This window comes from Bombilactobacillus mellifer, from assembly GCF_000970795.1.
Classification (GTDB): domain Bacteria; phylum Bacillota; class Bacilli; order Lactobacillales; family Lactobacillaceae; genus Bombilactobacillus; species Bombilactobacillus mellifer.
In genome coordinates this window covers 222,224-238,825 of sequence record NZ_KQ034028.1, presented here as the reverse complement: position 1 = coordinate 238,825, position 16,602 = coordinate 222,224, and the positions used below count along the sequence as shown (strand labels likewise).

Here is a 16,602-nt window from a genome sequence, read left to right as displayed (position 1 = left end):
TATTAATGATCTTAACTCATTGCCACGCGTTTATGATGTTGTTGCCAGTAATAAACCATAGACATAAAGACTTCAAAAACTACACCAATGATAATCGAAACCCGCGTATCCGGATTCACAAACATAAACAACAAAATCACTAATAAAGAGATAAAGGCAAAGTAGTCACTCACCGGGCTGCCTGGCATCTTGAAGGGATGATTCTCCAACTTGCCCGCATTGCGTTTTCGAAAGCTTAAGTGACTTAACAAAATCACAAACCATGGAATCATCCCTGGTAAAACACTCGCACCATACACGACAACAAAAGCACTCGATGCTGAATGGATAAACAATGGTAAAATATCGTTCAATAACACTCCTAATAAAATCCCAATCCCCATCACCAAAACTGGCCAATAAGGGACTTTGTGCTTAGAAATTTTAGTAAAAGCCGGCGGCAAATTGCCATGCTGCCCTAAGGTAAATAACATCCGGCTAGCACTGAAAATGCCCGAATTGCAACCAGAAAGGGCAGCCGTTAAGACCACGAAGTTAATAATTTCGGCCGCAAAAGTAATCCCAACTTTGGCAAAAGTTTGCACGAATGGTGAACCAATGCTTCCCAATTTATTCCAAGGATAAATCGATACAATTACAAAAATAGCGCCAATGTAGAAAATTAAAATCCGTAACACAATCGATTTGATAGATTTGACAATACTTTCTTGCGGATTAGCAGCTTCTCCAGCCGTAATCCCCACGATTTCGACACCTTGATAAGAACCCACCACGATCGATAAAGCAAACATAAAACCGGTAAAACCGCCGGTAAAGAAGCCGCCATTTTTCCATAAATTACTAATCCCCACCGGATGACCATGATTACCAAAGCCAAAGATAATCACCAGTAAGCCAATGATAATCATGAAAATAATGGTCAAAACTTTAATTAAAGAAAACCAAGTTTCCAAACTCCCATAAGCTTTCACTGAGGCCAAATTGGCCAAACACAAAGTGATCACTACAATAATGCCGGCAATCCAGGTCGGAAAATGCGGCCACCAAAATTGTAAATAACTACCGATGGCAATAACTTCGCTAATTCCGACCAATAGAAATTGAAACACATTACTCCAAGCTGTTAAATAACCAGCTAATGGATGGACGTACTCTGTGGCAAAGTCGGCAAAAGAACCAGTGATCGGCTGAACATATAACATCTCACCTAAAGCCCGCATCACCAGATATAACACAAAACCGGCAAACGCATATGCCAACATAACCGAGGGGCCCGTCCACTTGATAGTTGAGGCGGAGCCCATGAATAAACCGACCCCAATAGTTCCGCCCAACGCAATCCATTGCATTTGACTTGAGGAGAGCGATTTATTTAATGACTTTTCTTGGTTTTCTCTCATTAAATCCACTTCCCTTTTTAATCTTAATGACCTACATTCTACCTAAATCCTAAGCTAAAAGCAAAACAATTACTGAAAAAAACTGTAAAGTATTTTGTAATTATATGGAATTTTTTAATTGTTTGACTAGTCTCGCGGGTTGATTTTAGCTCTGAACTAGCACTTCCCCGTTTTTAGAGTATACTAAAATGTTGTAGTTTAAATAAAAGGCTTCCCTTCCATTGTGGAATGAATGACAGACAGTGAGGTTTGAATTATGAAAAAATATCATTTGTCGCGCCTAACTTTAGGCTGGCAAATTATGATTGGTTTAGTTTTAGGAATTGTGTTAGGGTGTGTATTTTATCAAAATAAGACCGCGATCACGGCGATGCAAAATATCGGTTCCATGTTCATTAGTCTCATTCAAATGATTGTGCTGCCGATTGTTATTTCTTGTTTAACCGTCGGTATCGCTAATATGGGCGACATGAAACAATTAGGCCGCGTCGGTGCCAAAACGCTGATTTATTTTGAAATTATGACCACTTTAGCGATTATTTTAGGCTTAATTGTCGGTAATGTGTTTCAACCCGGCCAAGGTATTGATGTACATAACTTACACACCAGTGATATTAGTCAATATTTACAATCCGCCAAGCAAGCCCAAAATCACAGTGGATTATGGGCCATTATTATGGGATTAATTCCGACGAATTTTTTTGCGGCTTTGAGCAAGGGTAATATGTTGCCCGTAATTTTTTTCTGTGTTTTCTTTGGCTTAGGTACGGCGGCCATTGGCAAACAAGGGCAGATTATTATCCAATTTTTAGAAGCCGTTTCACAAGTCATGTTTCGCGTTACTAACTGGATTATGCGTACCGCGCCAATTGGCGTCTGTGCGCTCATTGGCGCCACTATTGCCCAAATTGGTTTAAATGCTCTACTACCGTTAGGTTATTTTATTATCCTGGCCTATTTGACGATGTTAATATTCATTATTGGAGTCATGGGTGCTGTGGCCCATTTATTTCATTTAAATATTTTTCATCTCTTGCGCGTGATTAAAGAAGAAGCTATTTTAGCTTTTTCCACTGCCAGTTCGGAAGCTGCTTTGCCACGGATTATTGACAAAATGGATAAACTTGGTGTTAGTCAAGGGATCGTTTCATTCGTGATTCCCACTGGCTACACTTTTAATTTAGACGGATCCGCTATTTACCAATCTTTAGCAGCACTCTTTTTGGCTCAAGCCTATCAAATTCATTTAAGTATTGGACAGCAAATCACTTTATTAATCGTCCTGATGATTACTTCTAAAGGAATGGCTGGTGTCCCGGGCGCTTCTTTGGTTGTTTTATTAGCCACTATGTCTACCATCGGTATTCCTCCTTCGGGTCTCACCTTAATTGCCGGCGTTGATCGCTTGGTAGATATGGGACGTACGGCCGTCAATGTCGTGGGCAATTCGCTGGCTGCCCTAATTATCGGCCAATCTGAAAAAGAATATGATTCTCAACAAGCGCAGCATTATTATCAAACCTTCGTCCATTAATGAATTTACCGATAAATCGACTGCAGTAGCGTTAACAAGCACGAGCACTTAGGCTTTGTTTTTGACCCTAATTTATCGACGACTGAACCACAGCGCTTGATAATTGGGATCCCAAGTGTCGCATTGGCGGTTGTTTGCAGCACCAGACTAACCAGTAAACTCCAGTTCTTTTACTTAAAACTCAAACAAAAACCTCGTCTTCGTTACGAGGTTTTTTATTTAACCTTTTCGTATGAAAAACCTGTCTGGTTTTTCTTACAATTGAAAGTATTGCCGCAAATAATAAGCCACGCCGTCAGCATCATTATTTTTGGTCACTGCTTGTGCGACAGCCTTAACTTGAGGAATAGCATTTTCCATGGCCACACCGATACCCGCAGCTTGGATCATTTCCAAATCGTTTTCTTCATCACCAAAAGCCATCAAGTTACTGAAATCATCGCCAAAATGTGCTAGTAATTGTTTTAAGCCAGCCGCTTTATTAACGCCAGCAGGCATAAATTCTAACATTTCCCGTCGGGATGGCACGATTTGAAACTTTTCTTGGGTGGCAGGAGATAACTGGTAGCGAATCCTTTGAACGACAGCTTCCGTCGTGGCACAAACAGCCTTGCCGTAAACTTCATGCTCAGGCAATTGCTCAAAAGTCAGATTTTTAAAAGGTAATTGATGTTTTAAATAGTTTTCATAATCGGATTTTCCCAGTTCCATTAAGGAATAAACCCCATCAATTCCCAAGACATCTAATGGAAAATCTAATTTGCGGGCATCACGATATAAAATGGCAATATCGGTTTTGGTCAGCACGGTTTGGCTGAGAATTTCATTCGTCACATTATTTTGAATTAAACCGCCATTGTATGTAATCGAGTAATCCGTCGGTTGCGTTAAATCTAATTGTTGTAACCACGGTTTAATCAGTGTTAAGGCGCGACCGGTACATAAAACAATGCGTTTGCCTTGTTGATGTAGTTGCTTTAAAACCGCCGTATTGGCAGCGGAAATGTTTTTTTGGGAATTAAGTAAAGTATTATCCAGATCTAAAGCAATTGTCGTTATTTGTTCAGTGGCATCGGACATGAGTGAACCTTCTCCCAGTTTTAGAATTAAAAGCCATCTTAATCATACCAACTTTAGGGGCACATTTTAAGGATCTTTTGTGATTTGGCCGCAATTTTGAGCCGCAGCGAAAGTTATTTACAAATTAAAGAATCTTCAGACGCTAAATCCTGGATGCTTTCGTTTCCCAAGAAGGCAGCACAGACTCATCGTTAGCCATCAGCTGCTTTCAAAACGAGAGTTGGCAAACACCAAGTTTCCATACTCTTGATTTCAGTTACTTGCCTAAGACTAGGTGTTTGCGTCGACGTGCATTGGCAATGCCCAATTGTTGGCGATATTTAGATACTGTTCGCCGAGCAATTGTAATCCCTTGAGCCTGTAGGAGGTGCATCAATTGCTGATCACTGATTGGATGTTGGGGATCTTCTTGAGCAATTAACTGGCGCAACTGGGCTTGTACTTCATTCACCGATAATTCTGAATTCGGATTACTGCGCTTCGTAAAGAAATCTTTGAGTTCAAAAATGCCAAAAGTGGTTTGCAGATATTTATCGTTGATGGTTCGACTTACGGTCGATTCGCTGAGACTTAATTTTTGCGCAACATCTCGCAATAAAAGGGTTTTTAAAGTAGTAGTTTTTTGGAGGAAAAACGGTGCCTGGGCACTCACAATACAACGTCCAATTAAAGCCAGCGTGGTTAGGCGCCGCGCTAAATTTTTTTGCAGAGTTTGGTATTCTTGATACTTGCGCTGCACATAGCTTTTTGTTGCTTGATCTGTACTTACGCGCAGCTGATCATAGGTCTCTTGGGCAAAAACAATCTGGGGATAACCCCATTTAGTCACTTCTAAAGACAATCGATCCGCCTGCCGCTGCACCAGCAATTCAGGAACCACATAAGCCGTATGTCTCGGCGTGGCCACATACGGATACGGAGTCAGTGTTTGAATCGCCGCAAATGCTGCTTGTACCTGTGCGCGCTGCACCTGCCAGTGTTGCGCAATGGCTGACCAGTCATGGGCAATTAATTGGTCAAAGTCATGTTCTAAAATAGCTAGGGCTAACTGATGCGTTGGCGTAGCAGCTTTTAGTTGCATTTGTAAAATTAAACACTCTTGTAAAGATTGGGCCCCGACACCGGGTGGATCTAAATTATATAGTAGTTCTTTGGCATCCGCCAAAGCCACTGGTGTCACTTGTAATTGGTCTAACAACTGTTGATCTGATAACAATAAATAACCATGTTCATCTAAATGGGCAATCAGTTGTAAAACTAATTCCCGCAAGGGTAAGGGACGCATGGTTAAACGGATTTGCTCCAACAAATACGCTTCTAAAGTCGGCTGTTCGGTGTCCTGATTATTAAACACCGTCGCCAATTCCACTTCTTGCTTCGAAATCGTGGGATTGACATCAAACAAAGGATTGGCCATGCTTTGCTCTTGCACATACGTTATCAAATCTGCTAAGTTGGTTTGTAACATAAAAAGCGATTGCTTCATACTTTGTGTTAAAGCCAAACTATGCAATTGTTTTTGATTAATTTGATAATTTTGCTGTAAGCCCATGGTTGTACCCCCCTCATTTAATTATTATAGCCGGAATAATTATCAATTAATATGATTCTTGATAATTTTACGGATAATTAATTCCTCACGCATGCCCACTTGCGCTATTCAGCCTGGACGAGTCTCCAAAAGTCCCCTTCCAGTCCGGGTGAATCCCCTCCAATGCCCAGTACAACCATCTGTTCAGTTAAGCGCTTGGATTAACTTGATTAGGTGCTTGTTGTTTTTGGAAAAAATCCTCCAAATTGCGTGCGGCTTCCAAAGCCATCGCGGTCCGGGCTTCCACAGTTCCGGTACCCGCATGCGGAGTTAAAATTACATTATCTAATTGTAATAAAGCTGCCGGCACTTGAGGCTCCGTGGCATAAACATCCAGACCAGCTCCAGCAATAGCACCCGTTTGTAAAGCTGTAATTAAATCATCTTGTTGCACTAAGGCTCCGCGCGCCACATTAATCAAATAAGCAGTTCGTTTCATTTGGGCAAAAACGGCGGCATTAAAAACGCCCGTAGTGGCAGGAGTAGCCGGTGCATGCAAAGTTAAAACATCCGCCGTTTGAACCAGAGTATCAAAATCCACATACTGGACATTCAATTGCTGTTCTTGGGATTGAGCTAACCGCTGGCGATTGTGATAACAAATCCGCATCCCGAAAGCTTGTGCTAACTGCGCGACCGTTGTCCCGATCCGTCCCATGCCGTAAATCCCTAAGACTTTGCCGGCTAAACTCATGCCCATATTGGTTTGTTGATCAACATCGGGCCATTTGCCCATACGCAAGTTGTGATCATAAAAATGTAAACGCCGCACAGTCGCCAACAATAAAGCCAGGGTCATTTCCGCTGTGGGTTGGCGGACGCTTTGCGGACAATTGGTAACTACAATCCCTTGATTGCGGGCATAGTCTACATCGACATGATCAAATCCCACACCATTGGTGGTAATAATTTTTAAATTGGCTCCGGCGGCAATTAGTTCGCGATCAGCTTGTAAACCGGTTAATAACAATCCCTCATAAGCCGCCAAATGCTGTAAGACCCAAGTTCGCGTAGTCAACTCCGGATCATAGGTGACTGCAAAATGCTGCCGTAAACGCTCTACTCCTGCTGCGGGAATCGGACCCGTAATTAAAATTTTCGGTAAGTGCATGAATGAAAGCCCTCCTTTTGATGAATTATCAATAACCTATTGCATACCTTAACACTGTTTTTTCAAAAATCAGACTGTATCGCTTGTTCTAACCAAGCAAGATTGGATCAGGGTGCAAATTTTCCGGAACCAAGGCTGTATTGCTTTGATAGCAGCATTATTGCCAAGCAGTACGATGCGTTTTGGAAATCTTTGATAAGGCAGCTTAATTTCAGCGTTCAGCTGCTGATATTGGTGCTTAAGAATTGTTCTTCTTTCGAGCAAGTCAGGCTCCTGCAGCCGATTGACGCTCCATTGCTCGCGCCCACGGGCGGATAAGTAGCGCTTCATTGAGTACTGGTCTTCGCGGGTAACTGGAACTTTTTATAAAAAAAGTTCTGAAAAGCGGATAACGCCACTTTCAGAACTATTCATGACTGCTTCAGCTCGGATTAATGTCTAAAAGCTCAGCTTAGGGTTTAAGCACCAGATGCTGATTGACAAACGCTTCCAACCCTAATGCACTGAGCTCGCGACCATAACCGGAATTTTTAACACCGCCAAATGGCATATCCGGAGTGGAGGACCAGCCGTCGTTAATAAAGGACATGCCGGTTTCTACTTTGGCTGCCACTTGAGCTGCATGTTCCACATCACCGGAAAAGACTGTGCCGCCCAGGCCATAACTGGAATTATTTGCTAAAGCAATCGCTTCTTCCTCATTGGCTACGCGATAAACGGACGCCACGGGCCCAAATAATTCCTGATCAAAAATTGGATTATCCGGTTGAATATCCGTTAAAATGGTTGGGGCAAAGAATTGTCCCGGTAAATCTACTGGCTCATTACCATAGTAAACTTTGGCGCCACCCGCCACCGCTGTAGCAACTTGTTGTTGGAGTTTAGTTTTTGCTGACTGGGATGATAAAGGTGCTAAAGTGGTTGTTTTAGCCATGGGATCGCCCATTTTAACCTGACTAAAGGCCGTTTTTAACATTTCTAAAAATTGATCATACATACTTGCTGGGACAATAAACCGCTTGGAAGAAGTGCATACTTGCCCGGCATTATATAACCGTGCTTGAGGCACGACTTGTTCTAGTTGCGACCACTTTGCATCTTCGAGAATAAGAAAAGCATCATTTCCCCCTAATTCCAAAGTGGATTTCTTTAAGTTTTGGCCAGCGGTGGCGGCAATCGAAGCACCCGCTCTTTCCGAACCAGTTACACAAACACCCGCTACTCGTGGATCCGCAATCGCCTTGGCTACTTGATCATAACTGATAAATAAATTCGTCAAGGCTCCGGCAGGTGCTCCGGCGGATTGCACCAAATCAGCAAACATTTGAACCGAAGTAGGACAAATAGAAGCCGACTTTAAAATCATTGGGTTACCCACCATCATGTTCGGAGCCAAAACCCGCACGACTTGATATAATGGGAAATTCCATGGCTCGACTGCCACTAAGACACCGGTGGCTTGCTTTAAATAGTAACCATGTTTTAATTTGGTTGTTAAAGGAACTGGCTGCAGTAACTCCGCGCCATGCTCGGCATAATACTGCATAATCCAAATACATAAATCAACTTCCCCTTGGGCTTCTACCAATAATTTGCCCATATCGTAAGTCATTGCTTCCGCCAATTGTTCTCGTTTATCTTTCATGGCCGCAGCAATTTTTTGCAAAAGCACACTGCGGGTTTGCGGTTCTTCTTGCCGCCATTGCAAATATAATTGATGACCCGTCTTTAAAGCTGCTTCCAAATCAGCATCACTTGCATTGTCATATTCTTTTAAAACTTTATTGTTATAAGGATAAATCGTTTTATAAGCCATTAGCAGTCTCCTTTGTGATCCTCTGAAATATCTCTTCTGCTGAACACTGGTTCTAACTTAATTATAGGCTGCAAACGTTTAAATAACAATCTTGTTTTCCACCTCTTTGTGAAAAAGTTTTTTCTGTAATTTAATAGACTCTCCGCGCTAGATTTAATCGTGTTTCACAATCCTTGATCGTTAAATCACTAACTAGCAGAAATTATCATTTATTTTGACTCTTTACGCCAAGGCGGCCATGACTACTTCCCGACTAGCACTGGTAGGCGCCCCCCAGTTCAAAAAAAAAACCAATTTCATTTTGGCTGAAATTGGTTCTACAAATAATTTTTTTATTATTCTGACGCGTCAATTGGGCGTTGCACAGTGATGATGACCCCGGCTAACCACAATAAAATTGCTATCACAATATAGGCCCCAAACACTAAAAACCATGAGTGCGTAGCACTGCGGACGACTCCCGATAATGCTGGGCCCACCGCTGCCAATAAATAACCCACTGACTGGGCCAAGCCGGACATTTCCGCAGTTTGCCAAATCGTACTGGTTTTACGCTGGAAGAAAACCACTGCTAGGCTGAAAGAAGCTCCAGAAGCAATGCCCATTAAAATGGCCAATAACGTGTTAAACCATAAATTATGCTGAGAAACCAATAATAATGTCAGACCTAAGGCAATTCCGCCACCAATTAAAGTGGAAATAGCCGCCATGCCGGATTTTTTTCGTGCAACTACGGGAGTTAACAAGGCTAAGGGCATACCACATAGTTGAAATAAAGTTGCAAACATCCCACTAGTGGCCGCAGAAAAACCCGCCTGAGTCCAATAAACCGGCAGCCAAGTTAACAAGGAATAATAAAGTAGTGATTGGGCCCCAAAAAAGAAAGTAATTAGCCAAGTTAATTTAAACCGATAAAGTCGCCACGGCGATTTTTGCGAATGCTCTGGAACATTTTGCATCACCGCATCTTGTTTGGACCAACCCCAAAAGACCCGAATCCAAACTAATAAAGCAGTTAAACTAAGCAGCGAGATCACACTAATGCCCACAGACAAATTGGTGGCTTTGACTAGGGGAGCTGAAATCCCAGTTCCTAAAGAAGCAATCAGTCCCATGATAAAAGTATATAAACTTGTTAAAATGGTCGTTTTTCGGGGAAAAAACTGTTGAATAACAGCTGGTAACAATACATTACCACCGGCAATACCGACACCAATCAACACAGTTCCGGCTAATAGCCAACCTGTTTGGGTCAGACTACGCAAATAACAGCCAATAGTCAAAATAATTAAACTGACTAAGAGGACACGTAAATTACCCCAACGCCTACTCCACTGGGCAATGACCGGTGACAGCAGCGCAAACATAATTAAAGGAATGGTTGTCAACAAGCCACTCATACTGGTGGCAAAACCTAATTGTGACTGCAACCACGGCAAAATAGGCGGCATCATAGTAATCGGCAAACGTAAATTAGCAGCAATAAGTAAGATTCCGGCAGCAAGCCAATAATATTCTTTCTTTTTCAATGTTTCTACTCTTTTCTATGTTACCCAAAAATTTTATGCTTTTTTCCTAATAAAAAAGGAAGTAACAGTCAATTTTAAGCACAATTATTCTACCTAGGCAAGGTCTTGGCCAAAAAAAATAAAAATCGGCGGTTTTTTTCTGAAACTCACCTTGAAATTTGCCTCATCTTTTTAGTACCCAAATCTTTCCAGAATTGAAAAAAACCGCACTTTTTGAAAAGTGCGGTCGTAAATCCCAGCTGACTCTATTCAATTCGACGCGAATACTGTGCCGGGACTTGCGCAATAATCGGATCCAATTGGCGCAATGCAAAAATTGACAAGCGATGCATCGCCCGGGAGGCCATGGTATAAATCAATTGACGTTCTTGAGAGTCAAAAACCCCGGCACTGGCGTCCCACATAATTACAGCATCAAATTCCAAACCCTTAGCCAGATAAGCGGGAATGACTAAATCCCCGGCTGCTAAGCGTTGATTTTCCGATTTAATTAAGGTCGTCGGCACTGATTGTTGCTGTAACTGTTGCTGTACTTGTTGGGCTGCTACTAAATCGCGCGTAATAATGGCACTCGCATAAGAACTTTGTTTATTAACTTTCAACTGTTGAATCACCGCTGCCAGCAGCTGCGAAGAAGAAGCAGTGATTTGGATGGTTGGTAGTTCTCCAGGCCGATTAAAAGGCACAATCTTTTCTCCACTAACCAATAAATGCTTGGTAAATTCTGTAATTTGTTTAGTGGATCGATAAGAATGGGTCAATTGAACTACCCGCGTCTTCTCTGCCGCAAAGAGACGCGCAATTTCGTGCAACAACGAGGGCGCATTATCCTTGACTAAAATAGCTTGATTTAAATCACCTAATAATGTATAGCGGGCCCGTGGAAAATTATACTTGAGATAAGCCAATTGAAATGGCGTATAATCTTGAATTTCGTCCACAAACACAAATTTCATACTTAAGTCACCGTGATGGCCGGTAATTAAATCGTACAAATATAAATAAGGTGAAATATTAGCTAGACTAATTTGCTTTTGGGCTAACTGCTGTTCAAATTGTTGCACGTAAGCCTGCCATTGTTGCTCTGTTATCGCAAACTGCTTTAAATCTACTAGTTGCGGGATCGCTTTTAAAAATTGGCGATAGGAAGCCGAAATATTAATAAAATTATAACGATGAATTTTGCGGGCTACCGGCTGCAGGGCCGCCACGACAATTTTGCGGGCCAAAAACTTTTCTTCGGCGGCTCCGCTTTTGAATTCTTGATCAGGATGATCATATAAAGCTTGTAATTGTTCCTGACTCAAACTTTGAATGGTTTCTTGGACCCATTTTTTCCGCATTTCGGAATTGATCCGCTGATTTAACAGCTTCAATAATGCATTTTGGGTAGCATCAATGCGATTACCCAACTTGTATTGTGGGCCAAAACTATAATAAATTTCGGCAATTTTACTCTTCGAAATGAGTACCCGCTGGCGAAAAGAGATATCCCGGAAAAAAACTCCGCCGGTAGCTAAAATTTTGGCATACTGGGTTTCCAATTGAAAAAAGGTTAAGCCGATAACTAAATGCAAAACCTGGGCTTGTTGATGATCCAGCACGGTCTCAAATTGGGCTTGCAAACTCTCTAATTGCAAGTGGGGCAACCGACGCGCCACATACTGGCTATAAGTCATCTGCACCATGTTTTGTTCGCCCATTTCCGGTAACACTTGACTTACATAATCGTTAAACAACATATTAGGTGAAAATAATAATACTTGTCCGGAGGTCAACTTCTTGCGGTAACGATATAACAAATAGGCTACCCGCTGCATAATGGCCGAAGTTTTTCCTGAGCCGGCCGCTCCTTGTACGAATAATAAATCCGAATCTGTATCCCGAATAATTTGGTTTTGTTCTTGTTGAATGGTGGTTACGATGCTTTTCATTTTCGTACTGGATTTTTCATTTAAAACTTCCAGCAGCATCTGATCCCCAATAGTTTCTTGTGTATCATATAAAGTCTGAATCTGGCCGTGCTTGATAATAAACTGACGTTTTAAAAACACATCCACGGCTTGCTCGCCATCGGGAGTTTGATAGGTTATTCGGCCCAAATCGCCGTCATAATAAATCGAAGAAATTGGTGCCCGCCAATCATAGACTAAGAAATGGTCGTGTTGATCCGTAAAAGATCCCAGTCCGATATAGATGGTTTCTTCTTTTCCCGCGGGGAGTTCACGAAAATCGATTCGGGCAAAATAGGGATTGTCTTCTAGTTTTTTTAAGACATTTAATTGTTGCTGCGAGCGTTGCCAAGCATTATTGCGTTCAGCCAGCATTTGTTGCTGTTGATGAATAGATAAAGCCCCCGCCATTGAAATGCCGTCATCACCTAAGCCGACATGGACATCGTCGCCGAAAGTTTGATCAATATTTTGCATATCTGACTTTGCTGTTGCAATGCTGGTTTGTAATTTTTGCTCTGCTTGTTTAATTTGTTGAATCACTTCAGTTAAGTGCCGCTGTTCTTGCTGCCTTGTCTGAGTGTCAGTCATAAGTCTGTCTCCGAATCTTTTAAAAATATTAATCAATAATTTTAGCATATTTTAGACTCAGAATCATAAAAAACTAAGATATTGGAAAGAATATCTTAGTTTTTCTGGTAGATTTTTCAAAAATTAGCGGTCAGTTTCTAAAAATTTAGTTAAAAATACATTCGCTACACCCATCAGCGTTGTCAAAATTAATAAAAAGAAAACGTTAAGCCATAAATAAACCCGATCGACACTCACTCCGGCTAATTGGAAACTCGCAATCTTGAAGAGCCGCAAGAGTCCGCCGACTAAATAAACTACTGCGAAAATAGCCACCAAATAGACTACCAATTTGACTATCCGTTGCCGGCCGCCGGGAACATAATCTAAAATGACGGTGCTAACAAAATCAATCAAATGGACAATCAGAATAAAGGCTAGTGCTGACAACAAAAAGTTAAAAATTCCGGCTACGAGCCCTTGTAATAAATCGATCCAAAAGTTAAACGTGGAAATACCACTAAACCGAAAATCGGAATAAAGCCAAGCTAAACCACAAACAATTATCCCTAGAACCAATTGCACTATGATTAAGTAAAATAATACTGTTATGCTATTTAAAATAATCGTTGTGTATAAACGTGCTTCCGTGATGGGCACAAGGCGAAAGCGATTGGCGTGCATTTGATTTTTAGTCGTTACAGCCAACATGGCAACGCAAGATATAATCGTGATAAAACCGACTAAGGCCACCAAGCCCGCTAAGACTACCGTCCAACGAGACCGGACATAGCTGGATAGGATTAGCGTCATCACAAAAGAAATAATAATGCCTAAAAAATCAAAAAAGATGAGCTGATTAACTAATTTAAACTGATGCAAAAAATTGACTTTAAACATTTGTTGAAAATTTGTCAAGAATCATAACCTCCTCATTAGCACTCAGGCTAAACCAAGCCTTCACCGAACTGCTTGCAACTGATCAGCCATTACCGCTATTACCCAGCCAAATTGAAGAATTTAACCTCCAGCTTTAAAAAACTTAGCCTCAATTCGTACAGCCTAGGCCACCTCTTAATCATGATGAATAAAGCGGCTGGTGCAGAGCTGCTCATTTTTGGACATCGTCTTCAGGAAGAGTATCATAAATGCTTTCAAAATACTCTTCAACAGAGCAATGTTCTTGCTCGACTAATTCATCAGTGGAGCGGCAATCAAAAATAGTTTGATCCTTAATAATCACTAAAGTATCCAAAATGTTTGTAATTTCTTCTAAATGATGGCTGCTGATAATCACCGTCGAGGATTGGTCGACCCAATTAAGCATACCGCGCACAATTTTTTTGCGGCTCATTACATCAATGCCACTAAACGGCTCATCTAATAAATACAAAGGAGCCTTGCGCGCCAACGTTAACGCAATCATTAAACGCTCGCGCATCCCTTTTGATAAACTGCCCAAGCGTTTCGTGCCCGTTAAATTCAAAAACTCGGCTAATTCTTGGTAACGCTCGGAATCAAAATCGGGATATACCAGTCGATAAAAAAGTTGAATATCTTTAATCGAGGTTGAATCTTTAAAGCCTCGTAATTCATCCGAATAACTGACAAAACTTTTTCGGGCTACATCAGCCGGCTGACCGTTGACCACAATTCCCCCTTGATAACCTTTGGCGACACCCACAATCAGTCGCATTAAGGTAGTTTTGCCGGCACCGTTAGCGCCAGCCAAGCCCACAAAATGGCCCTTATCCAAGCTCAAATTAACATTTTTTAAAATCGTTTGATTATTTTTACGATATGTCAAATCATTAATTTGTAAAATTTTGGTCATCCAAACCCATCCTTTCTTGAGTATATAGTTTCAGATAGTGAGCAATTTCTTGGTTACTTAAGCCCATAGCTTGTAAGCTCTCATCCATATTTTCCAGGGTTTGATGAATAAGTTGTGCTTTGAGTTGAGCCACTAAATGTGCATCAGTAGTCACAAAATTACCCCGACCACGTTTGGTAAAAATTATTTGCTCTTGCACTAATTCATTTAATGCTTTTTGAATAGTATTAATATTAACTTCTAACTGTAAGGATAAATCTCTCACGGACGGAATTTTGGTACCTAGCGGATATTCACCTGAAATAATTTTACGGTTAATGAATGTCTTTATTTGCAAATAAATCGGAATATTATCCTTAAATTTCACGTTCAATACCCCCTATCTGTGCACTACCCTACTATAACACTAGAGCAGGAAAAGTCAAAAAAAATTTTATAACGGTTGACAATTAATGAAAGCCCCGTTAATATGATTAGAAAATTATTAAAGAAATTAATTTTGATGGTGATTTTTATTATTTTCAGGAGGCGCTTATGTCACGAACTAAAACTTTGAGCTCGCTGTTAGTGATTGGAATGGCGTTAGTGTTATCAAGCTGTTCCAATTCCAAACAAACTCAGAATAAAGATAATCAACAAGCCGCCATTATGGTCAATATGGATCTAATGTCATTAGATATTTCTAATGGTGGTGGAACCACTTGGGAGGCTTTGAATAATAGCATGGAGGGACTTTATAAAATTGACCACCGGCAACAACCAGTGCCGGCGATCGCTACCAAAATTGTTCAGCCAACCGATAATCAACAAACCTATACTTTCAACTTGCGGCCCGATGCCAAATGGAGTAATGGCGACCCTGTGACCGCTAACGATTTTGTAGCTGCTTGGAGACGTTCCGTCCAACCCACAGCTAAATCAGGTTATAGTTACATATTTTCAGGAATTCAAAATGCGGATGCCATTTTAGCTGGTCAAAAAAAACCCCGTGATCTAGGGGTTACGGCTTTAGGAGCTCATAAACTCCAAGTTAAATTAGATCATCCTATGCCCTACTTTAATAAACTAATGGCGCTACCAGCGTTCTTCCCTGAAAGCCATAGCGCCTTACAAAAATTTGGGGCACGCTATGGTACTAAATCACAATATCTATACTTTAATGGTCCTTTTAAAATCACGGATTGGGACGGCGCCAGCAACAGCTGGGTTTTCCGAAAAAACAAATATTACTATGATCGCCAAGATATTAAACTAGCCGCGATCAAATGCTTAGTGATTAAAGATTCCAATACGGCCCACGAATTATTTGAACAAAATAAACTGGACGACGCCAAAATCAATGGCGTTGTTGCCAAAGGCTTACAAGGTAATAAAAACTTGACCAATGTCCACAAGGGTGGAACTTACATTTTACGAGCTAATCTGCGTAATGGTCGCCCATTAGCGAATACCAAAATGCGCCAAGCACTGAGTTTAGCGATTGATCGTCGCAGCTTAACGAAAGATATTCTCGCAGATGGCTCGGTACCTGCTTACACTTATACCTCCAAAAATGTTGCCCGTGATCCGATCACGAAAAAAGATTTTGGCAGTGAAACGCAACCGACAGAAAAACATAACGTCACCCTTGCCAAAAAATTGTGGAATCAAGGACGTCAAGAGGCTCATTTACAAGGTACTGTCCACTTAGAACTCAGCGGCAATGATGATGCGATCACCAAACACGTAGCCGAATTTTTACAGTCAGATCTGCAAAAAGCTTTGCCCAAATTAAAAGTAACTATGAAAAATGTTCCCGACAAAACCGTTACGACAGCTGTCCGTCAAGGCAACTTTGATGCCCATCAAACTTTATGGTTAGCGGACTTTTCCGATCCAATCAGTTTTATGGGGACGGCCACCAGCAACAGCACTAAAAATGACGGTCATTACCAAGATCCGACTTTTGATCAGCTCTATCAACAAGCCAATACTAATGCTACCAACCCGACTCAATACTGGGCTTTATTACGGCAAATGGAACAGCGGCTGAACGAAACGGTTCCGAATATTCCCCTCTACCAAATGGTAGAAAGTCATCTAGTGAATCCCCACTTTAAAGGCGTTGTTCGCCATCCGGTGGGCTTAGATGATTATACAAGAGCTTACTTGACAAAGTAAACTAAACCGAGCGCCCGATAGGGTG

The 16,602-nt window shown here is 41.4% G+C and carries 12 protein-coding genes; 2 read left to right on the top strand and 10 right to left on the bottom strand.

What is annotated here, in order from left to right; translation table 11 throughout:
• Nucleotides 1-11 precede the first annotated feature (11 nt).
• On the bottom strand, nucleotides 12-1,400 hold the full coding sequence (locus tag JG30_RS01095) for an amino acid permease (protein WP_046315451.1): 1,389 nt from the start codon (nucleotides 1,398-1,400) through the stop codon (nucleotides 12-14).
• 256 nt (nucleotides 1,401-1,656) lie between these two features.
• Between JG30_RS01095 and JG30_RS01090 the strand changes: the two genes are divergently transcribed.
• Nucleotides 1,657-2,934: a cation:dicarboxylate symporter family transporter gene (locus tag JG30_RS01090; RefSeq protein WP_046315449.1), complete on the top strand. Its 1,278-nt coding sequence runs from the start codon at nucleotides 1,657-1,659 to the stop codon at nucleotides 2,932-2,934.
• A 255-nt stretch (nucleotides 2,935-3,189) separates the two neighbouring features.
• Here the strand turns inward: JG30_RS01090 and JG30_RS01085 are convergent, their stop codons facing one another.
• The 9 genes from JG30_RS01085 to JG30_RS01040 all read right to left on the bottom strand — a co-directional run bounded on the left by JG30_RS01085 (nucleotide 3,190) and on the right by JG30_RS01040 (nucleotide 14,784).
• The gene (locus JG30_RS01085; protein WP_046315447.1) at nucleotides 3,190-4,014 is read right to left on the bottom strand and encodes a Cof-type HAD-IIB family hydrolase; all 825 of its coding nucleotides are present in this window, start codon (nucleotides 4,012-4,014) and stop codon (nucleotides 3,190-3,192) included.
• Nucleotides 4,015-4,270: 256 nt separating this feature from the next.
• Complete coding sequence (gene rpoN / locus JG30_RS01080) at nucleotides 4,271-5,566, bottom strand: RNA polymerase factor sigma-54 (protein WP_046315444.1); 1,296 nt, start codon at nucleotides 5,564-5,566, stop codon at nucleotides 4,271-4,273.
• Nucleotides 5,567-5,753: 187 nt separating this feature from the next.
• Nucleotides 5,754-6,716 carry an NAD(P)-dependent oxidoreductase gene (locus JG30_RS01075; RefSeq protein ID WP_046315442.1) on the bottom strand — a complete coding sequence of 321 codons (963 nt, stop codon included), beginning with the start codon at nucleotides 6,714-6,716 and terminating at the stop codon, nucleotides 5,754-5,756.
• Nucleotides 6,717-7,167: 451 nt separating this feature from the next.
• Nucleotides 7,168-8,532, bottom strand: a complete 1,365-nt coding sequence (locus JG30_RS01065) for an NAD-dependent succinate-semialdehyde dehydrogenase (protein ID WP_046315438.1) — start codon at nucleotides 8,530-8,532, stop codon at nucleotides 7,168-7,170.
• A gap of 335 nt (nucleotides 8,533-8,867) precedes the next feature.
• Entirely contained in the window at nucleotides 8,868-10,061 is a 1,194-nt protein-coding gene (locus JG30_RS01060; RefSeq protein WP_046315435.1) for an MFS transporter, read from the bottom strand.
• A 245-nt stretch (nucleotides 10,062-10,306) separates the two neighbouring features.
• Nucleotides 10,307-12,604, bottom strand: coding sequence for an RNA polymerase recycling motor HelD (helD, locus tag JG30_RS01055; protein ID WP_046315433.1), 2,298 nt, complete (start codon nucleotides 12,602-12,604; stop codon nucleotides 10,307-10,309).
• 123 nt (nucleotides 12,605-12,727) lie between these two features.
• Entirely contained in the window at nucleotides 12,728-13,501 is a 774-nt protein-coding gene (locus tag JG30_RS01050) for a hypothetical protein (protein ID WP_046315431.1), read from the bottom strand.
• A 193-nt stretch (nucleotides 13,502-13,694) separates the two neighbouring features.
• Nucleotides 13,695-14,417 (bottom strand): ATP-binding cassette domain-containing protein, encoded by a 723-nt coding sequence (locus JG30_RS01045; RefSeq protein ID WP_046315429.1) that lies wholly within the window; start codon nucleotides 14,415-14,417, stop codon nucleotides 13,695-13,697.
• Nucleotides 14,395-14,784, bottom strand: a complete 390-nt coding sequence (locus JG30_RS01040; RefSeq protein ID WP_046315427.1) for a GntR family transcriptional regulator — start codon at nucleotides 14,782-14,784, stop codon at nucleotides 14,395-14,397. The genes JG30_RS01045 and JG30_RS01040 overlap by 23 nt, the downstream gene beginning before the upstream one ends.
• A gap of 167 nt (nucleotides 14,785-14,951) precedes the next feature.
• Here JG30_RS01040 and JG30_RS01035 point away from each other — a divergent pair, with 167 nt between their 5' ends.
• Nucleotides 14,952-16,577: a peptide ABC transporter substrate-binding protein gene (locus JG30_RS01035; RefSeq protein WP_046315425.1), complete on the top strand. Its 1,626-nt coding sequence runs from the start codon at nucleotides 14,952-14,954 to the stop codon at nucleotides 16,575-16,577.
• Nucleotides 16,578-16,602 lie beyond the last annotated feature (25 nt).